The organism is Mesorhizobium sp. M0340 (assembly GCF_040321535.1).
In the GTDB taxonomy this organism is placed as follows: domain Bacteria; phylum Pseudomonadota; class Alphaproteobacteria; order Rhizobiales; family Rhizobiaceae; genus Mesorhizobium.
The window spans coordinates 15,538-38,522 of sequence record NZ_JAMYRR010000029.1 but is presented as its reverse complement, the minus strand read 5'-3'; the positions used below and the strand labels follow the sequence as shown (position 1 = coordinate 38,522).

Annotated in this window: 26 protein-coding genes; 16 read left to right on the top strand and 10 right to left on the bottom strand. The window is 59.9% G+C overall.

All coding sequences use genetic code 11. The features are described 5' to 3' along the window. Window positions 1-2: 2 nt before the first annotated feature. Both NKI79_RS28545 and NKI79_RS28540 read right to left on the bottom strand, forming a co-directional pair. Window positions 3-1,427 (bottom strand): ABC transporter substrate-binding protein, encoded by a 1,425-nt coding sequence (locus NKI79_RS28545; protein WP_352806344.1) that lies wholly within the window; start codon window positions 1,425-1,427, stop codon window positions 3-5. Between the two features lie 351 nt (window positions 1,428-1,778). Next, window positions 1,779-1,979 carry a hypothetical protein gene (locus tag NKI79_RS28540; RefSeq protein WP_352806341.1) on the bottom strand — a complete coding sequence of 67 codons (201 nt, stop codon included), beginning with the start codon at window positions 1,977-1,979 and terminating at the stop codon, window positions 1,779-1,781. Window positions 1,980-2,338: 359 nt separating this feature from the next. Between NKI79_RS28540 and NKI79_RS28535 the strand changes: the two genes are divergently transcribed. The 4 genes from NKI79_RS28535 to NKI79_RS28520 are packed head-to-tail and all read left to right on the top strand — an operon-like array spanning window position 2,339 to window position 6,028. After that, complete coding sequence (locus NKI79_RS28535) at window positions 2,339-4,777, top strand: sensor histidine kinase (RefSeq protein ID WP_352806339.1); 2,439 nt, start codon at window positions 2,339-2,341, stop codon at window positions 4,775-4,777. Then, on the top strand, window positions 4,774-4,917 hold the full coding sequence (locus tag NKI79_RS28530; protein ID WP_352806336.1) for a hypothetical protein: 144 nt from the start codon (window positions 4,774-4,776) through the stop codon (window positions 4,915-4,917). Before NKI79_RS28535 ends, NKI79_RS28530 begins: the two co-directional genes overlap by 4 nt. Before the next feature lie 2 nt (window positions 4,918-4,919). Continuing rightward, window positions 4,920-5,297, top strand: coding sequence for a response regulator transcription factor (locus NKI79_RS28525; protein ID WP_352806333.1), 378 nt, complete (start codon window positions 4,920-4,922; stop codon window positions 5,295-5,297). A 2-nt stretch (window positions 5,298-5,299) separates the two neighbouring features. Then, window positions 5,300-6,028 (top strand): response regulator transcription factor, encoded by a 729-nt coding sequence (locus tag NKI79_RS28520; RefSeq protein ID WP_352806330.1) that lies wholly within the window; start codon window positions 5,300-5,302, stop codon window positions 6,026-6,028. Between the two features lie 605 nt (window positions 6,029-6,633). Here NKI79_RS28520 and NKI79_RS28515 read toward each other — a convergent pair. Then, a complete protein-coding gene (locus NKI79_RS28515; protein WP_352806327.1) occupies window positions 6,634-7,470 on the bottom strand; it encodes an alpha/beta fold hydrolase in 837 nt (278 codons plus the stop codon). 238 nt (window positions 7,471-7,708) lie between these two features. Next, window positions 7,709-8,026, bottom strand: a complete 318-nt coding sequence (locus NKI79_RS28510) for a hypothetical protein (RefSeq protein WP_352806324.1) — start codon at window positions 8,024-8,026, stop codon at window positions 7,709-7,711. 749 nt (window positions 8,027-8,775) lie between these two features. Here NKI79_RS28510 and NKI79_RS28505 point away from each other — a divergent pair. From NKI79_RS28505 to NKI79_RS28490, 4 genes are all read left to right on the top strand, one after another. Next, window positions 8,776-10,179: a cytochrome ubiquinol oxidase subunit I gene (locus tag NKI79_RS28505; protein ID WP_352806321.1), complete on the top strand. Its 1,404-nt coding sequence runs from the start codon at window positions 8,776-8,778 to the stop codon at window positions 10,177-10,179. Then, entirely contained in the window at window positions 10,176-11,186 is a 1,011-nt protein-coding gene (gene cydB, locus NKI79_RS28500) for a cytochrome d ubiquinol oxidase subunit II (protein ID WP_352806318.1), read from the top strand. Before NKI79_RS28505 ends, cydB begins: the two co-directional genes overlap by 4 nt. 321 nt (window positions 11,187-11,507) lie before the next feature. After that, a complete protein-coding gene (locus NKI79_RS28495; RefSeq protein WP_352806315.1) occupies window positions 11,508-11,681 on the top strand; it encodes a hypothetical protein in 174 nt (57 codons plus the stop codon). A 37-nt stretch (window positions 11,682-11,718) separates the two neighbouring features. Beyond that, window positions 11,719-12,540: an alpha/beta fold hydrolase gene (locus tag NKI79_RS28490; RefSeq protein ID WP_352806312.1), complete on the top strand. Its 822-nt coding sequence runs from the start codon at window positions 11,719-11,721 to the stop codon at window positions 12,538-12,540. A gap of 427 nt (window positions 12,541-12,967) precedes the next feature. Here NKI79_RS28490 and NKI79_RS28485 read toward each other — a convergent pair whose 3' ends face one another. Then, on the bottom strand, window positions 12,968-13,183 hold the full coding sequence (locus NKI79_RS28485; protein WP_352806393.1) for a DUF680 domain-containing protein: 216 nt from the start codon (window positions 13,181-13,183) through the stop codon (window positions 12,968-12,970). Window positions 13,184-13,938: 755 nt separating this feature from the next. Here NKI79_RS28485 and NKI79_RS28480 point away from each other — a divergent pair. The 6 genes from NKI79_RS28480 (at window position 13,939) to NKI79_RS28455 (ending at window position 17,809) form a co-directional block, all read left to right on the top strand. Then, entirely contained in the window at window positions 13,939-14,697 is a 759-nt protein-coding gene (locus tag NKI79_RS28480; RefSeq protein ID WP_352476718.1) for an SDR family oxidoreductase, read from the top strand. Between the two features lie 81 nt (window positions 14,698-14,778). Then, the gene (locus NKI79_RS28475) at window positions 14,779-15,180 is read left to right on the top strand and encodes a cupin domain-containing protein (RefSeq protein ID WP_352806308.1); all 402 of its coding nucleotides are present in this window, start codon (window positions 14,779-14,781) and stop codon (window positions 15,178-15,180) included. 48 nt (window positions 15,181-15,228) lie between these two features. Then, a complete protein-coding gene (locus tag NKI79_RS28470; RefSeq protein WP_352806305.1) occupies window positions 15,229-15,876 on the top strand; it encodes an HD domain-containing protein in 648 nt (215 codons plus the stop codon). Between the two features lie 59 nt (window positions 15,877-15,935). After that, window positions 15,936-16,373, top strand: coding sequence for a CBS domain-containing protein (locus NKI79_RS28465; RefSeq protein ID WP_352806302.1), 438 nt, complete (start codon window positions 15,936-15,938; stop codon window positions 16,371-16,373). Between the two features lie 216 nt (window positions 16,374-16,589). Next, on the top strand, window positions 16,590-17,324 hold the full coding sequence (locus tag NKI79_RS28460) for a sensor histidine kinase (RefSeq protein ID WP_352806299.1): 735 nt from the start codon (window positions 16,590-16,592) through the stop codon (window positions 17,322-17,324). Window positions 17,325-17,377: 53 nt separating this feature from the next. Beyond that, on the top strand, window positions 17,378-17,809 hold the full coding sequence (locus NKI79_RS28455; RefSeq protein WP_352806296.1) for a DUF1810 domain-containing protein: 432 nt from the start codon (window positions 17,378-17,380) through the stop codon (window positions 17,807-17,809). A gap of 352 nt (window positions 17,810-18,161) precedes the next feature. Here NKI79_RS28455 and NKI79_RS28450 read toward each other — a convergent pair whose 3' ends face one another. Together NKI79_RS28450 and NKI79_RS28445 are read right to left on the bottom strand one after the other, a co-directional pair. Further along, window positions 18,162-18,407, bottom strand: coding sequence for a hypothetical protein (locus NKI79_RS28450; RefSeq protein WP_352806293.1), 246 nt, complete (start codon window positions 18,405-18,407; stop codon window positions 18,162-18,164). 11 nt (window positions 18,408-18,418) lie between these two features. Then, window positions 18,419-19,447: a PIN domain-containing protein gene (locus tag NKI79_RS28445; RefSeq protein ID WP_352806291.1), complete on the bottom strand. Its 1,029-nt coding sequence runs from the start codon at window positions 19,445-19,447 to the stop codon at window positions 18,419-18,421. 250 nt (window positions 19,448-19,697) lie between these two features. On the opposite strand from NKI79_RS28445, the gene NKI79_RS28440 reads away from it, so the two are divergent. Continuing rightward, window positions 19,698-20,291: an SOS response-associated peptidase gene (locus tag NKI79_RS28440; RefSeq protein ID WP_352806288.1), complete on the top strand. Its 594-nt coding sequence runs from the start codon at window positions 19,698-19,700 to the stop codon at window positions 20,289-20,291. A gap of 1 nt (window position 20,292) precedes the next feature. Here the strand turns inward: NKI79_RS28440 and NKI79_RS28435 are convergent, their stop codons facing one another. After that, entirely contained in the window at window positions 20,293-20,568 is a 276-nt protein-coding gene (locus tag NKI79_RS28435; protein ID WP_352806286.1) for a hypothetical protein, read from the bottom strand. A 104-nt stretch (window positions 20,569-20,672) separates the two neighbouring features. Further along, complete coding sequence (locus tag NKI79_RS28430; RefSeq protein WP_352806283.1) at window positions 20,673-21,428, bottom strand: hypothetical protein; 756 nt, start codon at window positions 21,426-21,428, stop codon at window positions 20,673-20,675. Window positions 21,429-21,555: 127 nt separating this feature from the next. Here NKI79_RS28430 and NKI79_RS28425 point away from each other — a divergent pair, with 127 nt between their 5' ends. Continuing rightward, window positions 21,556-22,047 carry a hypothetical protein gene (locus NKI79_RS28425; protein WP_352806281.1) on the top strand — a complete coding sequence of 164 codons (492 nt, stop codon included), beginning with the start codon at window positions 21,556-21,558 and terminating at the stop codon, window positions 22,045-22,047. A gap of 418 nt (window positions 22,048-22,465) precedes the next feature. On the opposite strand, the gene NKI79_RS28420 is transcribed toward NKI79_RS28425, so the two are convergent. Further along, complete coding sequence (locus NKI79_RS28420) at window positions 22,466-22,756, bottom strand: hypothetical protein (protein ID WP_352806278.1); 291 nt, start codon at window positions 22,754-22,756, stop codon at window positions 22,466-22,468. Window positions 22,757-22,985: the final 229 nt, after the last annotated feature.

Sequence of the window (22,985 nt, the reverse complement as noted above, 5' to 3'; positions counted from 1 at the left end):
TTTTAGGGTCGCCAGCGAACGGTGCCGAAGTCGATGTTGCCGGGCGGGTACACGGGACGGAGGCCAAGGTCTTTCAGACCCTCGGCGTGGACAACCACATCATTGACGTCGACAAGCGGGATGACGATGCCTGCATCGAAATACATCTGCCCCGCTCTCTCGTAGAGAGCGTCGCGTTCTTTGACGTCTGTCAATCGCCCGGCCTGGTCCACGATGGCATCGGCTTCCGGTAGGACCCGGCCAAAAAAGTTGAGGGGACCATCTTTTGTGAAGAACACCTTGGCCTGGCTCTCCGGATGAGCGGCGTCCGGGCCCGCGATCGTGAGCAGCAAATCGGGAGGATTTGGGTCGTCCTTCAAAGTGTAAGCAGCGCCGGAGGGCAGCACGTAAGCCGTTGCCTTTACGCCGATCAATGCCAGTTGCGCTATCATCAGGTCGGCGATGCGGCCGTAGCTTGGGGCCGCGCTATGGAGGCCAATGACTAAATTGACCGGGCCATGCTTGGCGATCGCGGCTTTCGCTGCCTCGAAGTCGGTCGGGAACCGGATCGGATTCACCGGGTCGAGCATCACGTTCGGATAGACCGACTTCGACGGGCTTGCGAACTCTCCAAAGGCGTCCTTCACCCACAGCGCCGGGTTGATCGCTGTCAAAACGGCCGTGCGGACCTCCGCGTCCTCGAGCGGCGAGTTCGGCTTAACGAAGAGATCGTACGGTATCATGCTCGGGGCGGCGGTGATCTCCAGCCCCCCCGGCAGGCTGGTGAGTTGGGCGAACGGATAGTTGATCGGCACGGCATCGATCGAACCCGCCTGCAATTGAAGTATCTGCTGGCTGATATCGGGAACGAGCGAAATTTGGATCTGCCGGAAGAACGGTTTGTCGCCCCAATAGTCGTCGTTGCGTTCAAGCACGTAGCGCTGACCGCGTTTGAATTCAGCCAGTTTGAATGGGCCCGTGCCGACCGCATGCTCATTGAGCCAGGTCTTCGCGAAGTCGCCGTTGTCATGCTCGGCGAGGGCTACGGGGCTGATGATCTTTGGCCCCCACGGACTGGAAAGGGCATCGAGGAGCGAAGGCTGAGGGTGACCGAGTGTGAGCACAACCGTCGAATCGTCGGGCGCCCTCATGTCCTTCACGTTGGCCAGGAAGTAGCTCAGAATCAGCCCACGATCGCGGCGGCGTTCGAAAGACTTTAGGACCGCCGCCGCATTGAGCGGCGTGCCATCATGGAACTTGATACCGTTGACCAGGTGGAAGGTGTAAGTCAGCCCGTCGTCCGATATCTCCCAGCTCTTGGCGAGCAGACCAACGATCCTGGTCGTACCGGGCTCATATTCGACGAGGCCCTCGTAGACGTTGTTGATCGCGCTCATCGCGCCGGTCTCGAACCCGTTGTCCGGATCGAAGGTGCCGATATCGGTCACGTAGGGTACTCGCAGCACCTCTTGGGCACTGGCCATCGTCACGGAGGCCAGCAGGCCGACCGCTATTAGCAAGACGCGTAGACCGAAGCTCCTCGTGGGAGATGGTCTGGTCAGGCAAAGGTATGATTTCTGCATTGCGCAATTCCGTCGGCCTGGTCTTCAGTCAGTACTGCGGGACGGCCACCCGCAGCGAATTCGTTGGCCAACAAAAGCATCTCAGGCACTTGTCCGACCAAGTGCCCCGCCGATGCCTCAGGTTCCTTCCTTCGCTCAGCATCGATACCCGGTCACCACACCAGTTTATATGGTAGATGAGCGCAGCCGTGGTGGTCCATGAGCCGAAGGCACGGGTTATCCTATGCTTAGGGCATAGATGACGCCGTCGCTGAAGGTTACCGTCGCATCCGCGCCGGCCACATCCGCGTCGATCCCAGAGACCGTATTCTCCGAATTGTTGATCGTCGTGTCGGTGATCGACGGCGTCAGCGGGGCGCCCAGATCCGCCGATGTGTCGAGGTCGATGGCGGCGCCGTTATCGCGCTGTCCCGGCACGCGAGATCGCGCGCTCAGGCTCCCGTAGCCTGAGGTCGCGATATCGCTCCGGTGCTCGTGTCTATCCGCGGCGAGACAACAATATGTGGGCGTCGGGTGGCCCGGCCCGAGCCATCGGACGTCGACGAGGTCTCTGCGCGGTGGTCTAGGCAACACCATCCCCAAGGCTAGCTATTTGGACCACTCCGCCATCGGCTAGGGTTGCCACCTCGATGCAATGCATGGATCCGCGCGAGGTCGGACTGGGAGGTTAGACCGGTGTGCATATGACGTGGTCGGCCCTCATCCAGACAGCCAGTGTGGCCGCTATGGGAAGTAGCAGCAGTCCTGAGGCTTTCTTTGTCCGGCAGGAGAAGCCGATGATGCGAGTCTGGTCGCACCGCCCCCAAATCGAGCATCTAGGCTTATTTGTTGCGGCCTACGTGCTGGGGTGCGGATTCGCTCAGGCGCTCGCAATCGTTCCAGGAATAACCGTTTCCATTTGGCCTCCGGCCGGCGTCTTCATCGCGACGCTAGCTCTCACCTCTCGGTACAGTTGGCCGTGGTGGATATTGGCGGGCTGCCTTGCGGAGATGTTCGCGCAGCTCGTGTGGTACCACAGTCCGGTGCCCGCTGGCCTTTTGATCTATGCCGGCAACGTGCTTTGCGCGGTTGTCGGTGCCATGCTCATAAGGTGGACGAATGGTCGCGCGGTTCGGCTGGATACCATGCCAGAGGTTCTCGCATTTGTCGCACTGGGCGCAGGGGTCGCCCCGCTCGCAAGCGCGACGGTGGGAAGTGCGACACTTGCGTGGTTTGACGTAAGGTCCCAAACCTTCACAGACGTATGGCCGCTATTTTGGATTGGCGACGCCACCGGGATCTTGCTCGTAGCTCCATTGGCACTAGTCGTTATCCAGCACTGGCGCAGCGGAACCCAGTTTTCTGCCGCGCAGTGGACGGAGGCCGGCATTCTGGGCCTGATCTTTCTGGGAGTAGCCGCACTTTCCTTAAGCAACGACTATCTCCCCACCCCATACATCATCATGCCGCCCCTTCTTTGGCTCGCAGTGCGCTTTGAGTTCAGGGGCGCCGCCGTCGCTTTGACACTCCTGGCCCTGATTACTATGGCGCTCACGATATCCGGTGACAGCCAGTTTGTCGGCGATGCCGAGTCACAGAGAGAACGGCAGGTGATGCTGCAGCTTTTTTTGGCCATCTCGGCGTTTTCATCTCTCCTCGTGGCCGCAATATCGCGGCAGCATCAGTTGGCGGTGCTTACATTGCGCCGAAGCATGGAGGCACTGCGCGATCGAGAGCAGGAACTCTCGCAATTGGTTGATCTGATTCCGAGCCACGTCTGGCGTCTGACAGCGGATGGTGAACCGGTATTCTTCAACAAGCGCATGGTTGACTTCCTCGGCTTGAATCCCGGCGATATGGACAAGCCGGGCGTGGGTCGCGTGGAGGCTCTCACTCAAACCGCCCACCCGGACGACTCTCCAGCCTTCGGAAACGCGCTCCGCCATTGCCTCGCCACCGGGGAGCGATTCTCCATGAGGTACCGCCTGCGCCGCGCTGATGGCGCCTACCACTGGATGTCAAGCCGGGCGGAGCCTTTGCGGGACCAGGACGGGCATATCGTTCAGTGGTATGGGATTTGTCACGACATCGACGATCAGGTGCAGGCGGAAGAAGCGCTACGACGGAGCGAGCGCCAGCTTCAGGAGATGATAGACGCGGTGCCGGTTCGCATCTGGAGCGCAACGCCGGTAGGCGGCCCGGTCTACTTCAACAAGCGATACCAGGACCATTTCCGCTCCGTCATCCCGAACTTCGAAGCTATCCAAGAGCCGCGCATCGAGCATCTATTGCAAGAGCTCGTTCACCCGGAGGACGCCCCGGGCGTAGAGCGCGCCTTGCTGGCCTGTTTCGAAACGGGCGGCGGCTCCGCGATGCGGTTTCGTTGGCGTGAGAGAGACGGCGACTTTCGGTGGGCAGAGTGCAGGGTCGAGCCTCGGCGCGATCATGATGGAAGGATACTGCAATGGTACGGTGTTTCACTCGACATCGACGGGGAAGTTCGGGCACAAGAACAGCTGCGAGTGGCGCAACAGAGCCTTGCGCGAGCAAGCCAGGCGGCGAGTCTTGCGGAGCTCTCGGCGTCCATAGCCCACGAAGTCAATCAGCCGTTGGCTGCCATTGTCGCCAATTCTGATGCATGCCGTCGATGGCTGTCCGCCGAGCCTCCAAATCTGGAGCGCGCAAAGATCACGGCCGAGCGCATCACGCGGGACGCGAACTCGGCAGCCGATGTCATCAATCGCATCCGTGCGTTGTTCAAGCGTTCAACTGAGAAGAGGAGCGAGGCGGCGCTCGAGAGCGTAGTTATCGAGGCGCGAAACCTTATGGCTGAGGAGGCATCACGTCGCAACGTCCGTTTGGACGTCGACATCGACGGCGAGTTGCCGCTCCTCACGCTTGATCGGGTCCAGATTCAGCAAGTCCTGGTCAACCTTATGCGCAACGGCATGGAGGCGATGGAGACCGTCTTTAATGACAAGGTTCTCTCCGTGCGCGCGCGGCGGATCGCCGATGTCATCGAAACCGAAATCACCGATCGTGGCTTGGGTTTCACAATTTTCGAGCGCATGTTCGAGCCGTTCCAAACAACGAAAGCCCAAGGGATGGGCATGGGGCTCGCGATCTCGCGTTCGATCGTTGAATCCCATGGTGGCCGGCTGTGGGCGAGGAAGAACGAGCCGCAGGGAGCGACGTTCATCTTCACATTGCCTGTCGAGGGGAAGGCTGCATCATGACGATGGACCACCGGATTGTCTTCACCATCACCGACGAGCGTTATGCAGAAAATGGCGGCGGTGCTGGTCGCCGGCCCGTGCGCATCGCAGAGCGATTGGAGATACCGGTCTATCACTCACGTCGGTCTGGAGGGGGCTGAAAGTGCATAAGCCAAGACCCGTCGTGGCGGTGGTCGATGACGATCCAAGGGTCCTGGAATCGCTGCAGGACCTTCTGGAGTCCGCGGGGTACTCAGTCCGAAGCTTCTCGTCGGCGAGATCGCTGTTAGAGAGCGGGCTGACAAAGGTGGATGCGATCATCACAGACATCAGCATGCCCGGGACGGGTGGCTTCGAACTTCGTGACACAGTGAAGCAGGCGCGCCCGGAGCTGCCGGTGTTCCTGATCACAGGCCGCCACGAGATAGCGGATCAGGATCGCGCGCGGGGCGTCGCAGGGTTTTTCCAGAAGCCCTTCAACGCAAAGATCCTGCTTGCCGCCCTAGGAGACGCATTGCGCGCCTCAAGAGAAGGAGGATGAGCATGGCAGTTGACCAGCCGTTCCAGCGGAGATCGGCGCCGCTATCACCGAAGGAAGCGGAGCAGCCCGTCGTCATGATTGTCGATGACGATGCGTCTGTTCGAGAGGCTCTGTCGGAGTTGATCTTGTCGGCGGGCTGCAGCCCGATCTGCTTCGCCTCGACCCACGAACTGCTTGATGCCGACGTGTTGGACAAGCCCGGCTGCTTGATCCTCGACGTGCGCATGCCAGGATCGAGCGGCTTGGATCTCCAGTATCAGCTTTCCCAAAACGGCAATCGCAAGCCAATCATTTTCCTGACCGGGCACGGCGACATCCCGATGACAGTCCAGGCAATGAAGGCCGGCGCTGTGGACTTCCTGACCAAGCCGGTGCGGGACCAGACACTCCTAGACGCCGTGATGGCGGGGGTTGAGATGGATGCGGCGCGGCGCGCGGAAGCCGTGGTCGTTAAGCGCAACGTTGAGCGATTTGAGATGCTGACGCCGCGTGAGCGTCAGGTTTTGCGCCAGGTCGCTCACGGGCGGCTCAACAAACAGATCGCATTCGAACTCGGCATCAGCGAGATCACGGTCAAGCTCCACCGTGGAAACGTCATGCGCAAGATGGAAGTCCTTTCCATCGGCGAGTTGATCCGGGCATGGGAGACGCTACCGGCGCCAATGCGCGAGCCCGGTGGTATGTACGCTGGAATAACCCGAACTCCGCATAGGGCCGACAGGTTGGACTAGGGCGCCGGAACGTGGCCATTCGCCGACCGCGGTGAAGTGCTGAAGCTGAATTCGTCTGGTGCGACGAATTCGGCTGACCTGAACTTTAAAGATGCCTGTTCCTCGAAGGCCAGTTCGACACGAAGTCGACCGAAGAAAGCGCTCGGTATGAGGCACGTAGCGTTCACCGAAATCCGGGGCGAAGTTGTGGCAGGTCGTTTCCGGTCTCGTCTCGGCGATGTGGAGGCCGATCGACAACGTCGAGTTCAGGCGTTGCGTATCACAGATCAACTGGGCTCTACGAGTGTCGACGCCGCCCTGCCTTCTTGTTAAAACCGAATCGGGGAATCCTCCACTCTATTCCGAGGTTGAATGACTGTGCGCGGGAGAATTGCCGCCCGGCTCATACCGGACGCCGCGCATGCTCTTGCCCGGCACGTTGCGGCTCGCGATTGGTCGGAGACTAGAGTGACTTTGCCGGCGGCGTTCGCCGACTCGGGGCACTAATAGGGCAGCGGTGCAGAGGATGGTCTTGATCATCGCCTTGGCACCAGTTTGGGTTTGGAGATCGCCGGCCGGAGGGGAGGACGGCCGGCGATCGGCTCTCGCCGGGGCAAGGCGCGAGCTTATGACCTGATGAATGCGAGCAGGTCTGGATTCACTGTGTCGGCATGGGTGGTGCACATGCCATGCGGGAATTTCTCGTAAACCTTGAGTGTCCCGTTCTTCAGGATCTTTGCTGACAACAGTGCCGAATCCGCGATCGGAACCACCTGGTCGTCGTCTCCGTGCATCACGAGAGTCGGTACGGTGATGGCCTTCAGATCCTCGGTGAAGTCCGTCTCCGAGAAGGCCTTAATGGAGTCGTACTGCGCCTTGGCGCTCCCCATCATTGCCTGCCGCCACCAGTTCTGGATCACGCCTGGGATAGGCTTCGCGCCCGGCCGGTTGAAGCTGTAGAAGGGACCACCCGCGAAATCGAGATAGAATTGCGCCCTGTTGGCGGCGAGCGCCTGGCGCGCGGCGTCGAACACCTCGATCGGCTGCCCGCCCGGGTTGGCTGGCGTCTTCACCATGATTGGCGGCACGGCGCCAATGATCACGAGCTTCGCTACGCGGCCCTGAGGCTGACCATGCCGCGCGACGTAGTGAGTTGCTTCGCCCCCACCCGTAGAGTGACCGATATGAATGGCATTTCTCAGGTCAAGGCGTTCGACCACGGCGGCAGCGTCGGCGGCGTAGTGATCCATGTCATGACCCTCGCTCACCTGCGCCGAGCTGCCATGCCCGCGCCGATCGTGAGCGACGACGCGATAGCCGTTCTGCAGGAAGAAGAGCATCTGCGTGTCCCAATCATCGGCGCTGAGGGGCCACCCATGGTGGAATACGATCGGTTGGGCATTCCTAGGCCCCCAATCCTTGTAATGGATTTCCGTGCCGTCTTTGGTCGTGATCGTGCTCATGGTGGTTGCTCCTTTGCTTGAGTTGGAAGAGGTGATGCTTTGCCTATGTTTCGCCTCTGCGTGAGCAGCCATTGGTAGGCCGGCCGCAGCTGTGGCTGCGAGCGCGGCCAATAAGATACCGCGGCGCGATGGTCCGGAGGGGAAAGGAAGGTCTTCTTTCATGTTTTGCGCTCCTTTGGTGTTTGATTTCGTGGCCCACGCGACATCCTGGAACGCGCGGGTCGTTGGCGGCTGCGGACTAGTAGTGCCGGATCGAAGCGTGACTGAACCAGTCGACGAGGCGGATTGCGCTGATGCGCGGGGTGACGCCCGGCACGAGCGAACGGTCCCTAAGCTCCGCGCCGAACCGCGGGTTTGGATCCGGGAGCACCTTGCGGGGATCGTTGGTCGGCTTCAGGAAGCGCGCGACGAGGTCGCTCATGCGGACCGGTTTGGCCCCAGCGATCTCGATCTCGCCGTGTACGAGCACGATCGTCGGCTTGCTCTCGGCGGTCTGAGCCGTCACCCCGCCGGCAATAGCCATGGATGCACCAGGCATTCCCATTCGTTTGTACATCGTCTTCTCCATGCGGGGCCGGGGTGCCCCATGCATGGAGAATGCGACGGAGCCGCCGCCCAAACTATCGAACGGAAGCGTTTATGATGCGATGCGAAGGTCTAGGACCGATGCGCCCATCGACTGGACTGGACTAGTCGGGGCCGAAGGACCCGTCCGCACATCGCGACGCCCTGGCAGGTTTGTGATAAGCCATTCTATCCCGCGCGATGCGTCGTCCGGGACCTTCGATCCGATCGACCGCAGCAAGGCCGTCGCTGTGGACTTCCTCACCAAGCCAGTGTGGGACCAAAAGCTCCTGACGCAGTGATCGCGGGCATTGCGATGGACGCCACGCGGCGGGCGGATGCCGTGGATCGCCAACGGCGAGCTGATCGGGGCCTGGGAAACACTGCCCGCTCTGATACGTGGGGTCGGCGCTACCTAGACTCTGGCATAAGCCGACCCATGCTTTCCTCCAATAGCATCGCATAGTCCCTCGGGCCATTCTTCGTGGCGCTCAGGAATAGGTTGACGTAAAGGACATAGCCATACGCTGTAGCGAACTTATCGGCGTCGAAGACTATTGAGCGACTTCCTGGAAAGAGAGATGATCTCATTTGTAAAACGGCTCCAAACTGACCTCTGATCGATGCCCATTTTTCCTCTGATCAGACGTTGAAAGAGGGCCATGACAATTTGCGGCGGCTTTACCAACAGTTGGATTGAGGCCGCTCTTGCCACCTCCTTTGCGCCTAGGGAGACAAGCGATGGATTTCGATCCTGTATTCCTGTCGCGACTGCAATTCGCCTGGGTCATCGGCTGGCACATCCTGCTGCCGGCCATCACTGTCGGACTGGCCGCCTTCATCGCGATGCTGGAAGGCCTCAATTTGTTCACCGGGCGGGACGTCTATCTCCGTATCTCCACGTTCTGGATTAAGATCTTCTCGATTGCTTTCGGGATGGGCGTCGTCACCGGCGTTGTCATGCCTTTCCAGTTTGGCACGAACTGGAGCCGCTTTTCCGATGCCACCGCCAATGTCCTTTCCCCACTTTTCGCCTATGAGGGCCTGACGGCGTTTTTCCTGGAAGCGGCATTCCTCGGCGTCCTACTGTTTGGACGGCAACTGGTGCCACGTTGGGCGCATTTCATTGCCGCGCTGATGGTGGCACTGGGAACTTTGCTTTCGTCCTTCTGGATCCTGTCGGCAAACAGCTGGATGCAGACGCCCGCCGGCTACGAGATCATCGATGGCCGGTTCTTCCCGACGGACTGGTTCAAGGTGGTTTTCAACCCTTCCTTCCCCTACCGCCTGGCCCATACCGTCGTCGCCTTTTTCGTCACAACCGGCTTTGTCGTCATGGGCGTCGGCGCCTATCTGATGCGTCGCGAGCGGTCCCTAGCGGAAGGCCGAACGATGCTGTCGATGACGCTCTGGCTGCTGACCGTGCTGGTCCCGCTTCAGATTTTCATCGGCGACCAGCACGGTTTAAATACGCTCGAGCACCAACCGGCCAAGCTCGCTGCGATCGAAGCGCGCTGGGAAACCGCGCAGCGCGTGCCACTGACACTTTTCGCCATTCCGGACGACAACGGCGAGCGCAACCTCTTTGCCATCGACCTTCCCTGGCTTGGGAGCCTCATCCTCACCCACGAGCTTGACGGGGAGGTCAAGGGCCTCAAGGACTTTCCGGCCGACCAACGCCCACCTGTCGCGATCCCCTTCTTCGCATTCCGGCTCATGGTCGGCTGCGGCATTCTAATGCTGGGCATCGTCCTTTTCGGCGGATGGCTGCGTTGGCGCGGGCGGCTGGAGACCTCGCGGACCTTTCTCGCGATAGCTCAGATCGCGGCACCCATCGGTTTCGTGGCTGTCATCGCCGGATGGATGACCACGGAGGTCGGACGCCAGCCTTGGACAGTTTATGGTCTTCTGCGCACGATGGAATCTGTGTCGCCTTCCCTGACAAGGTCTGACGTGGTGGTCTCGTTGCTTGGCTACATAGCCGTCTATCTTATAATTTATCCGGCAGGAGTCTTCCTGATGCTGCACATCGTGCGCAAGGGGCCGGCAGTCGCCGCCGAGGCGGATGCGCAGATCGAGGGGGGAAGGCCTGAGGCGCCGGTTCTTGCCGGGGCGGTCGAACTTCAAAAGGGGGAAGTGCGATGACCCAGGTGCTTGATTTCGTGCCGATCTGGACTCTGATCCTCGGAATGGCAGTGTTCTTCTACGTGCTTCTGGATGGTTTCGATCTTGGCGTTGGTATACTCTATGGCTTCGCTCGTGATACCCCGTCGCGCAATACGATCATGAATTCGATCGCACCGATCTGGGACGGCAACGAGACCTGGCTGGTGCTGGGCGGCCTCGGACTTCTTGCAGCGTTTCCGCTTGCCTTCGCAATTATCATTCCAGCGGTGTATTTTCCGATCCTCCTGATGCTGCTTGCGCTGGTGTTCCGTGGCGTGGCGTTCGAGTTCCGCTTTCGCGACGTCGAGCACAAGACCTTCTGGGATCATGGTTTCTGCTACGGCTCGGCCATCGCCACCTTTGCTCAAGGCGTTGTGCTCGGCGCCTTCATCCAAGGTTTCGAAGTTGCCGGCAGGCAGTTCTCCGGCGGGTCGTTCGATTTTCTCACACCGTTCTCGCTTTTGATCGGCTTTGCCCTTTTGTTTGGCTACGGCCTTCTGGGCGCCGGCTGGCTGATTCTGAAGACAGAGGGCGAGGTGCAGGCGGCGGCGCGCCGCCAGGGCCGTGTGTGCCTTGTTGGCGTCCTCATCGGCATCGGCATCGTCAGCATCTGGACGCCGTTCATGAGCCAGGCCATCGCCGCGCGATGGTTCGCCTGGCCCAACATCCTAATGTTGGCGCCGGTGCCTGTGGCGACCGCAGCGGTGGCTTTCTTCACCTGGCGGGCTTTGGAGACTTCGAGTGAGACGAAGCCTTTCATCGGCGCCGTCGGCCTTTTTGTGCTTTCTTATGTGGGGATCGCGATCAGCCTCTATCCGATGATCGTTCCCTACCATTTCACGCTTTGGGAATCAGCTTCGTCCGAGCGCACTCAGGCGTTCCTGCTTGTCGGCACGCTCGTGCTGCTGCCAGTGATCTTGATGTACACCGGTTGGTCCTATTGGGTGTTTCGCGGCAAGGTCCGTGCCGATATCGGCTATCATTGAAGCGAACTCTTTGAAGTGCAGGGCTGCCAAATGCTCGACACAAATCGTGCGAGCCTACGCAGCCCTACTGCGCTTATGCAACGGTATTGACGACGCCTGCCGCGCCGTGCCTAAACGTCCCACCTGCCGTTTCGGCTCTAACGTCGGCTGAGACCCGTTATCTCAGCGTGCTTGCCCTACACCTTGGCATCGCATGACAGACCCTTCCGTAGAATAGGTTTGTGAACCGGCTCGGCGCATTCTTTTCCTCGCCATCACGATCATCGAGCGTTGCCCGCTTCTTCGCTCGCCCCTCCCCGAGTGGGACGTGTAGGTCACCCGATGATCGTGATGGAGAGCCGGTTTTCAAAACCACACTTCAAGATGGACACGGTGAGTATAGATGGACTTTTCACTGCTGGCGCCTCCCGCCGCGACTTCTTGCTGGCTGGCCTCGCTGTCTCCGTCATCGCTGAAATGCGGGTTGATCCGTCGGCTCTGGTGATCGGAAGCTAAGCCTTCCACCCCTTAATCTAGCAAAGGTATCAAAACGATGAGCACCATCACGACCAAGGACGGCACCGAAATCTACTACAAGGACTGGGGCGACGGCCCGGCTGTAACCTTCTCGCACGGCTGGCCACTGAGCTCCGACGCCTGGGACGGCCAGATGCTGTTTCTCGCGCAGAACGGCTTCCGCGTGGTTGCGCACGACCGGCGCGGGCATGGCCGTTCCAGCCAGGCCTCCCAGGGTAACGACATGAATGGTTATGCCGACGATCTCGCAGCCGTGATCGAGGCGCTTGATCTCCGCGACGCCACGCTGGTCGGCCATTCCACCGGAGGAGGCGAGGTCGCTCGCTATATCGGACGGCACGGGACGAAGCGGGTGGCCAAGGCTGTTCTTATCGCCGCTGTTCCGCCGATCATGGTGAAGACGCCGGCCAATCCGGAAGGCCTGCCGATCGAGGTATTCGACGGCATAAGGGCTGGCCTCGTCAAGGATCGTTCGCAGTACTACCGGGACCTCGCACCGTTGTTTTATGGCGCGAACAGGCCGGGCGCCAAGGTTTCCCAGGGGACTCTGGATCAGTTCTGGCTCTGGAGCATGCAGGCGGGTCTCGTCAACGCGTACGAAAGCGTCAAGGCGTTCTCCGAGACCGATTTTACCGAGGACCTCAAGAAGTTCGACGTACCAACCCTGGTCCTGCATGGCGAGGACGACCAGATCGTCCCCGTCAAGGACTCGGCAGTCAAGTCGGCCCGACTGATCAAAGGCGCAAAGGATATCTATTACCCCGGCGCGCCCCACGGGATCACGGCCACACATCAGGATCAGGTCAATGCTGACCTGCTCGCCTTCATCAAAGGATAGTGTCCTTCACCACGATCGCGGGTCGTCTGTAACTCCTAGGAGCCGACAATGACCATTTTTGGAAACCTTTCGCGGACCATGAACCGCTTATTAGGCGGCCCGCGAGGACAAACGTTATGTGCTCGAATAGCAGAGCGGTGGCCCGAATGCCTGTTCTGTCGGCTAATGTCGAAGATGGTAGAACCGAACCACTGCGCAATGGAACTAGCGCGCTGGCATCGTCGAGGAACAAGTGCCGCGGCACGGCTGCCATTCGGCTAGCTCAAAACAGCATATGGAACTGATGCCGAACTGGCAGAAGTGCCTACGCCTTCGCATCGCAGGGGCTCAATCCACCAAAAAGACGTCGGCCCCCAGCGGGCAAAAGAAGTATTTTGATCCATATCCGGAAGGACCGCGGTTGCGCCCCGGTCCTTCCAACGTCATTTTAAGGCTTAATGACCCCAGATGCCCTGGCCGTAAGAGTCGTTCGGCCTGGGAACGGTTTGCGGCCGCCGGCATCCTGGTCTGGCTTCTTGGTCGAGGCAGTATGCATGGTATCAGTGGTGGTTGCGGACTGTTGATCCCCGCCTGACCCATAATGGTCGCTTCCGGCAGTGGCTCCGCCCACTAAAACGAGGAGTGCGGCGGCAGCAAGGATCATTTTCATGTTGGTAACTCCGAGGTCCTTTTGATGTTTGACCCCGGCAAAATAACGGCCGGCCCCCGACGATCAGACTAGCTGGCTGGGTGATCCATATGAAGACATCGGGCTGAGCGGTCCGAGGTTCAGGGCAAGCTGTCGTTGACGAGAGTCCCTGTTGCCTATGCGCACCCGCAGTGCCGGTACCCTTCTTCGCTGCTAGAGCGTATTCGCCGCTGGATGCAGGAAAATGGCTGCCGTCTCGCGTACGACCTGATCGTCAAGCTGAACCACCCTGGACCTTGGCATCGTATGACGGACCCTTCCGCACAATAGATTGGCGAGCTACGCGGGTGCATTCTTCTCCGCATTGGCCACGAGCCGCAGAGGAGAACAGCAAATGCAGCCCACTGATTTCTTGGCGCTGGCCGTTGCGCTTGCAATGTCAAACCGCGCGATGACCGCGGGTCTTCAGTTCAAGCCCGCGATCACACTGGTGTGTGGCGCCTTAGAGGACTCGCCGAGTGGAACGCTGCTATGGCTGACCTCCGCGCGTACGCACCCTCGAACACTATTCTCGCGCGTTTGGCCATGAGGTGCTCCAGCGGGGCGCATACGGCGTCGCCGTCGGGCAGCTCCGAAGCCCCCGCGCCCCGGCAGCTGTCATGAGCTCACTTCGTTCATCGAAGATGCCGCATCTGCGCAGTGAGTAGCTGACGCGTTCGCCTCGAGCATTAAGCAGTGCAATTGCGACCTGCAACACCAGGAGACCAGACATGAAGATCGTCGTCATCGGCGGAACCGGGCTGATCGGTTCAAAGACCGTGGAGAGGCTGCGAAACAAAGGACACGACGTGCTGGCGGCGTCGCCGAATTCGGGCGTCAACACCGTTACGGGAGAGGGTCTGGCGTCCGCGCTTGCCGGTGCGCAGGTCGTCGTCGACCTGGCGAACTCGCCGTCGTTCGAGGAAAAGGCTGCCCTGGAGTTCTTCGGGGCATCCGGGCGTAATCTTTTTGCCGCCGAAACGGCCGCCGGCGTCCGTCATCACGTGGCGCTGTCGGTCGTCGGTACCGACCGGCTGCAGGGCATGGGCTATTTCCGCGGCAAGTTGCTTCAGGAAAAGCTGATCAGGGAGTCCGGAATTCCCTACACCATCGTTCACGCCACTCAGTTCTTCGAATTCACCGCCGCCATCGCAAACACGGGCGCCGTCGGGGATACCATTCATATGTCGCCGGCCTACTTCCAACCCATGGCGGCTGATAATGTTGCCGATGCGATGGCGGACGTCGCGCTTGCCGCGCCGTTGAACGGCATGATCGAAATTGCCGGCCCGGAGCGTGTTCGCATGAGCGAACTTGTCGAGCGCTTCCTGAAGGCTACCAACGACCCGCGCAAAGTCGTCCCGGATCCCGGCGCGCTCTACTACGGCCAAGTGGCAATCGACGACCGAACGCTGGTGCCCGGCGAGAATGCGCGCATCGGCGCCGTGCGTTTCGATGATTGGCTCAGCCGATACACGCCACCGAAATAAGCAAACAAAAGCGACCGCCGATCCTCTGATCCATCAGATCAGCACTCTCTTACCATTCGTATTTCAACAAGGAGACCAGACATGATCAAAACACTTCTCTGCGCAGCGCTCACCGCCGCTCCCTTCACCGCGGCAATGGCCAAAGACGCGGACAGCGTGAAGCTTGTCTACGACCAGGCCCTTCCAAACGTGCCCGGCAAGAGCATGAAGGCCGTGCTCGTCGAGTACGCGCCGGGGGGTACGTCGCCGGCCCATACCCATCCCAAATCCGCGTTCATCTATGCCACGGTTCTGGAGGGGGCGATCCGAAGCCAGGTCAACGATGGGCCGGTGAAGACTTATCGCGCCGGCGAGAGTTTCTCCGAATTCCCGGGCGACCGTCATGCCGTTAGCGAAAACGCCAGCAAGACGGAAGGTGCTCGTCTGCTTGCCGTCTTCGTCGTCGATACCAACGAGACGAACCTGACGACGTACGGCAAATGAAACGAAAGGCGTCCCCGTCAATGAGGGCTGAGGAGAAAGGCCACTGACATGAACGAGAGTGATGATCATATGATTGCGGGGGTTTCGGTCCCCGATACGCCGCTGGTTGGCCGAGCGATTGAATATGCCCGCCAGCGATGCGAACCCTACTTGTTCAACCACGTGGTCCGATCCTGGCTTTTCGCGGCCCGGATCGGACAGATCCAGAACATCGAGCACGACTCGGAGGTAGTTGCCGTCGGAACCCTGTTGCATGACATCACTCTCAATGAACACTTCGCCGGCCCGCGCCGTTTCGAAGTGGAGGCCGCCGATCTCGCTCGCAGCTTCGTTCGGGAAGGCGGCTTCGATGAGCGTCGTGCTCAGCTGATATGGGACAGCGTCGCCCTCAACTCGACGCCGTCGATCGGCCTTTACAAGGAGGCTGAGGTGGCGATTTGCACAGCCGGGATCTGCCTTGACGTCGTCGGCCTGCAATACAGTGTCATTCCTGCCGCCGAGATAGCAGGGATCGTGGGCGAATTTCCGCGCCTCCAGATGAAGGGGCGGATGACGCGCTGCTTTTGCCGCATCGCCGAGGTCAGCCCGGAAACGACCTATGACAACTTTGCCCGGGATTTCGGTGAGCGCTTTGTACCCGGCTACAAGGCCCCATCTTCCGTCGATTTTGTGATGAACACTCCCTTTGAAGAGTAAACGAACCTCGAACCCCAGCTCTCCCGGCTGCGGCCGCGAGACGCCCTTGGAGTAGTGTCATGCGCGTTGACAGTCTACATGCAGCGACATCGGCGCGTCTTGCGGCGATCGACGTCGAAGCTCCACTGCGGACAGCTGCGCTGTGGCTGTCCAAACCCGGCATAGGCCTGGTCGTAGTGTGCCAACGCAGTGGGGAGGCGGCAGGCGTGCTGAGCAAGTCCGATCTTGTCCGTCATCTGGCGAATTCAGGGCCGACGGAAGCGTCCGCAGCGGCATTGATGAGCCGGTCTGTCGTATACTGCGGTCCCGATGACGATCTCCATTCCGTGTGGCAGACCATGACCGCACAACGCCTGCAGAACGTGCCCGTGCTCGGCGCCGGCCCGAAACTGCTTGGCGTACTCGACATCCGCGATGCGATGAAGGCGCTCTACGAGCAGGAGGAGCTCCAGGAGCGGCTGCTCGTCAACTATATCGGGGGAGTCGGCTACCAATAAGAGAGGGATTTGCGCGTCGATTCGCTCCATGGCCACTAGAGGCCCATCTCATGAGATGTTTCTTTCGAAACGTTCAAGACGCGGCGCTCCTCGCGCTGAAGATCCCAAGGTATAAACCTGCAGTATTGCACGATTACTCGCTCAGCCAAACATCAACGCATGTCTTCTTACACGGTTCAACAAAGTTATTGTCGCCTCAACAACAGGGGGAATAAAATGTTTCGCCCAGAAATGAAAGAGGATGTCTTCGACGGCCCACCCGAGATTGCCCGAGGTGGCCTGCCCGTGCAGCTATCGACCGCCGGCGTCGTTCATGATCTGGGCAATCTCATACAGGTCGCTTCATCGGCCTTGAACCATCTGGCCCGCGACCCAAGCGTGTCAGCGGCTTCAGCAGTTGGGCCTGTAATTACCGGCGCCCAAACAGCCTTGAAACGGGCAGGCGCCCTTGTCCGACAGACTGTCAATTCAGCCCGAGAGAGCCGGACAGAAATCGAATATGCAGACGTAGGCGCCTGCCTGGCTGAAATCGAAACCCTCATCCGAAGCGCATGGGATCCCAATATTAGTCTCGAGGTTCGGGTCAGTTCGGACTTGCCTTCGGTAAGATGCACTCGCCTTGGTTTGCAAAACGCGATACTGAACCTGGTGGTCAACGCGCGCGATGCATTACCAAACGGCGGCTTGATCTCAATAGATACCGCCCTTGTCTTTGATGGCCTGTCAGCCACTCAGGTAGATGTCAGCATCACGGACAACGGTATTGGGATGACCGCCGAGACGATTGTCTGCGCCTTCGATCCCTTCTTCACCACAAAGAGCGAAGGCCTGGGCGGCGTTGGACTGCCGATGGTGAAGCGCTTTGCAGAGGAGTCCGGTGGAAGCGTCGATATTCAGAGCATCCTCGGGGCAGGCACAACCGTCAGATTGCGACTGCCTGCGATAGGATAGGATCGGTCCTTCCATAATCCAACACAGGCCAACGTATAAAAGGTTCTGAGCCAATGCACGACGAGTACAACTTGCAGAGGTTCGTCAGCGCACAGGATCTGGTATACGACGACGCGCTTGCCATACTGCGTCGAGGAATGATGTGCACTCCCTACATGGAGCTCATTTTCCCAAGGCTGGCTACCGGGCGAACCGGCGCTGCGCCTGAGCCGTACGCCATCACATCGCTCGACGAAGCGAGCGCCTATCTCTCATTTCCGATCCTCGGAGGCCGTTATCGGGAATGCGTTGGCACCGTGCAACGGCTCTCCGGCCTGAGCGCTCGCGCTGTCTTCGGTGACGTTGATGCGAAGAAGTTGCACGCGTCCCTCACGCTGTTTTCCGAAGCAAGCAACGAGGAGTTCCTGCTCGAGACAATCTTCGACGTCTGGTTCGACGGTTTGCTCGACGAGGAAACGATGAACGATCTCTACTTGATGTCGTAGCGCCATCAATGAAAGGCGCTGTTGCTGGCCCCGGTGGGCTAGGGAATATCTGCAGCTAATCTGGCCACCCTCACAGGCTCATTCTCGCGCTCAGGATTCTCATCGCAGAGGCATGAATTCCCGTTCGCCTGGAGCGTCCTTTCCGCCGAACCAACCCGTCGGACGCACCTGCGATAAATGTGAACTCGACGCCGTCGGCCCGGATGCTGGGTATCTCGGCAGCGCTATAATTCTCACAAAAATCGGCGGATTATTAGTAAGGGGGAGCGGAGGGCGGCCCAAGGAACACCCACTATCGAAGGCGCTCTTCTGCTATCGGAGGCAGGCGGCTTAGTCCAAAACTTTCAAGGACTTACCCCTTGCCTTTATAGATCGCCGTGTTGAAACGGTACGATGCCCAGGCGGCGGCGCCTGCCGACACGACCGTCGACAGCGACAGAAACTGGTATGCGACTGCGATTTTCTCGCCGCAGGAGAAGACGCCGCACGAGGCTTCGACGGCCTCGTAGAGCGTCGACAACGCCGACTGTAGCAGCCAGAGCGCTATGAAGAAAACGGCCGTCGGGATAACGGTTGCCCAGTTAATTCCCAATCTCATGTATTGTCCTCTCACGTATCCAACATGTCCCAATCATCGCCCATGACCCAGCGCAAGGCGCTGAGCTTGCCGTTGATCATCCCCCACTCAAAACTCGTCCAGGGACCGAGGTTCTCCTTGCCGATTTCCTCCTCGGTCTGCCGCGCAGCCTCGAGAGCGCCCGCCCAGATCGTGTCCAGTATCTCGTGCGGACTGTAAGGATCTCTTGAGTACTCCCCTTCCGGCAGGACCTTCGTCTTCCCTTTTGCGATGCTGTCCGCCCGCATGGAGTGACGATCGTACCAGACCTGCTGCACCAGCCTATCCTCGGCCTCGACGATATCTGACAGACGCCGCGGCTCCATGGAGAAGTTGTGCTCCTCCTCCTGGTCTTCGAGAAGCTCGGGGTCCACGGTCTTCAGCAGGTCCACCAGCGACGTCCAGTAAGTGGAGGACTCGGTGCCGAAGAGCGGCGCAAGGTCAGCGTGCGGTGCTCTCAAGTCTCCTCTCTCGTCGCTGAAGTCGCGCGTGTTGTGGGTGACGAAGGCATGCCTAGCACCGTCCTTAGCCGCCTTAACGATCCCGGAATACGTCTCGACGAGGATGGCATCGCCAACCGAATTCTTCGAGCGGTGGTAGGGTGCGAGCCTGGCAATGGCGCGGTCGGACACGCGGGCCTTGATGGCGTTGGTCGCCTTTAGCGGCCGGACCGGTCGCAGAAGCATCTCGATTCGGTCGACGGACTCGTTCACCGCGTCACCCGATACCGCGATCTTGTGGCCCACCTCGTTCAGCGCCTCAAGAGTTTTCGCCCGATAGTCGTCGTCGGCGAACTGGGCGACGGCCTCGCGGACGATGCGGAAATGGGAATTGAGGCTGCGCTGCGTCTCCGCGATGACGCGTTCCTTGTTGCGTGCGAACTCATCGAGAACGACCTTCGGCACCAGCAACTCGACCTCGCCTGCCCCAATGAGGGTCTCGAGCGCGCCGATGAGGGGCTGCTGCCTATAGTCCTTGGCGATGTCCAGCCAGACGCACGTGTCGACGAGAACCCTGAGCATCGAATCCGCCCCCCATCCGGTAGCGTAGACGTCTGAGACCGCCGACGAAAGGACTCGTTTACAGCGTCGGTTTGCCGCCCCCCTTGCGGTCCGGCGGCTCCATGCATTATGGCCCCTTGCGCGGGGCGGGGGCCGCAAAAGAGGCTGACATCTTCGTTGAACGGGATCCGTTCAGTTGAGCGCCGCGCCGCTTTTCATCGTGCCGCTGATAGCCTTACTGTAAGCAGGTCGCCGAGGTCCGGAGCCTGCCATGTGCAACGATTATGAACAGCATGTACTCTGGGATGAATATTGTCGGATGATGGCGTCGCTCGCGCTCAAAATCCCCAGCCACCAAACCGAACTTGATTTGCCCCAGGCGGGTGACGTCCACATCAATGACCCGGCGCCAATAATGCGTGCCGCTGATGACACGATCGAACTGGCATTGATGACGTTCGGATTTCCGCCGACCGGACCAAAAGGCGGGCCTGTGTTCAACTTCCGATCCGAGGGTCGGCAATTCGGAAACAGTAACCGCTGCCTCGTTCCTGCGTCCGCGTTCTTCGAATTCACAGGCACGAAATATCCGAAGGCGAAACATCGTTTCACGCTCAACGGCTCGCCGTTCATGGCTGTCGCGGGGCTTTGGCGTGAGCCAGTCGGCAACAAGCCGCCCACCTTCACCATGCTGACGACCGATCCCGGACCGGATGTCGCGCCGTATCACAATCGGCAGGTTGTGGTCCTTCAGCCGGAGAATTGGGAGGCCTGGATCAATCTGACAACGCCTGAGGCTGAGTTGCTGCGTCCGCTTCCCGCTGAATCGCTCTCGGTGGAGACAGTTCGCCCCGAAAGCTCGTGACTTAGCTGCGCAGGATCTCTGGTACGCTGAGCGGACCGAGATCGAGAACCGGCGCGTATTCGCCCGTGCGGCGCCAGACGCCTCGCACCTTTCCATTTTCCCGATCCCGCCTCGGATCGAACATCAGCCCCTCGAAGTGATCAAGGAACACCTCTGCAGATGCGGCGTCGCTGAAGCAATGGAGTCGATAGGTTTCACATTTGCCGTTCGGCCATATCGCCTGCACATGCCGCGTCTGATGCTTAAGCCCTCGTTCCTGGCAGAACTTCGCGATCATGGTGAAATTCCGGTCCGTGCAGAGGTCATCCGGCAGCGCAACTTGGTGTGGCCAGTCGCGGTCGATGACCGATGGCGTTGGTGAGCTCCGGCTGCGTTTGACCACTATTCGAAATGCATGGATTGGCCGCGCATCATTGCAAGCGTCAGCGCGATTGCAGGATTTGCTGGCGGCTTCTCCATATGCAACGAGCCGTCGAAATCACGCCATGCCGCCATGCGCAATTCATCACCATCATCGCTGGCCGCAGGGTCGAAAACGTGGGCATCACAGGGATCTCGGTCAATCTCGATTGTCCAGTCCTTGAGCGCCTTGCGAGCCATCTCTTCGACCTGGGCAAGGTCGCTGGTGAAGAAGGGGATACGGTCTCCATCTTCCGAAAGCGGCTCAACCCGATCCAGCGTCGGCCGCTCGGGAACCCAGCCGAGAACAAAGGCAATATCGAAATCGATCTGGCGGTCCGGGCCGGCCGTGATCTCCAGCCGCTTGATGACCTCAGGATAGAGCTGCTTCCGCTCCGGCCATGTATCTGGAGCCGCCTCAGCTTGCAACCGCGTCCGGGCAACGTTGATCAGTTCCATGACCTGATCGCGTGGAACTTTTTCCTCCGGCCAGTCCGCACAACATGCCGCCGCCGCAGCCTTGTCGGCCTCCATCCAGACTGCCGCAGCTAGGTCCTCGTCCTCGGTAGGCTTGTCGTCATCGGGAAAGCCCTTGATGTCCCAGCCTTCCAACGCGAACAGTCCTTCCGCGCCTTGCAACGCGGTAATGCCGGCGCGCGCAAACACTGCTTCGGCTGCCGCGATGCCAAGTGCGAGTTCTTGGGGTGTTGCGCCCTCAATGTTCAAGCGAAGTTCCATGGTTCGCCTCCTATGGCTTCATCCTGCCAATGTGAACAAAAAGAGAACAATGAGTCAAGAGCGCCCTTGACGAGACAGGAATATGTTCCTTATTTCAGCAGGATCTTGGGCAGCAAAGGACCATGGCTTGGCGTCAATCGCGCTGGCCGGCGAAGCTATGGCAAAAACAGCGGAAGACAATTTTCGGATCGAGGTTTGGGATCGCGAGGAGCAGGCTTTGGCTGAAACCATTTCGCGTTCCCCCGATTCAACGGTGAGTCAGGCCGCATGGCATGCTGCCATCCGGCGCCGGCCGGGCATGTTGCTGATCCACTACAACAGTCGGCATGTGATGGAGAAAATCCTGACACCGGGCGAGGTGAAGATCCCGCCACAGGCCATCATAGAAGGCAGCGTTCACGCCGGCCTTGATGTCGCGCTTGGCGATCTTCGCGAATGGCATGTATTGCGGGCCTGGTGCAGATCCTGCTCTCACCATGCAACGGTAAAGCCTGCCGGTCTCATCAACCGCTATGGAAAAGGCGCTCTGTTCAGTTCGGTCGAGCGAGCGCTTTTCTGCACGAGTTGTGACAGGGGTGGGCCTGTCAGGCTGGAAATTCACAAGCTGCCACGCAATTGAGAGGGGCCGAAAGGGGCAAAACCCGATCGATTTCTTTGAGGCCAACCCGGCGCCGGCCCTGGCCAATCAATCGCAGCTTCGCCGCCGGACTGTCGATAGCCGGAACTGCGCGCGATCGCGGCCGGTCGACTTCCATTCTGACACAGAAACATGCGGACCGCCGCGGACGGGGACAGTCGGTCCCGCGTCCCGTCCTGCGGCCGGCGCTATGCTGACGCTCCTACGGCTGTCCCGTTCACCGCCCACGGCGGGGGCGAATTTCCTCCGTCCTACGCACGACGACCGTCCACTGTTGCGGACGCGCGTAGGACTGCGGTTCATACGCCGTTTTTCTTAGAGCGCCGACGGTCGCCGGCGCGGAGACCAACGAGGAGCGGCGCGTCGTTTGGAAAGACGAATGAGGACGGCGTAATCGCTACTATGCGCTCCCGTCGGTTTCGCTCTCCTCTTCCATGGTACGCACCGGGAGATAGGCGTTCGTCTCCAGCCACTCGCGCAATACAATCTGTATGAGGTCGGATCGGCCCACTTTCATCTCAGCCGCTATTGCGTTGAGTGCATCTTCAGTCGCAGGCTCCAGGGGCACGCCGGCAACATTCCTGAGCATCAACGCCGCGCGACGAAGAATTATCTGCAGATCCGGGCGCGACAAGTCCGCTATCCGATCCGCGGCGCTTTCAAGCTCTTCAGCAAAGGACATGCGGGTCATGGTCGGCCGCGGCGCCGATCTCTGCGCTCTTTTGCCTTTTCCAACTCAGCGGCGATGTAGGCGGCGGCGTGCTCGATCGCTCGCCTCGTGTTCTCACGCCGCCGTGCCAACTCCTTTGGCGGGTAGTACACCTCAGGGACAGTAGCGGCCGTCGACAGCGGTATCCATTCCTCCGTCCCGGCGGAAGACTTTCGAGCCAACCGCATTTTTGCCAAGGCCAGCACAAATC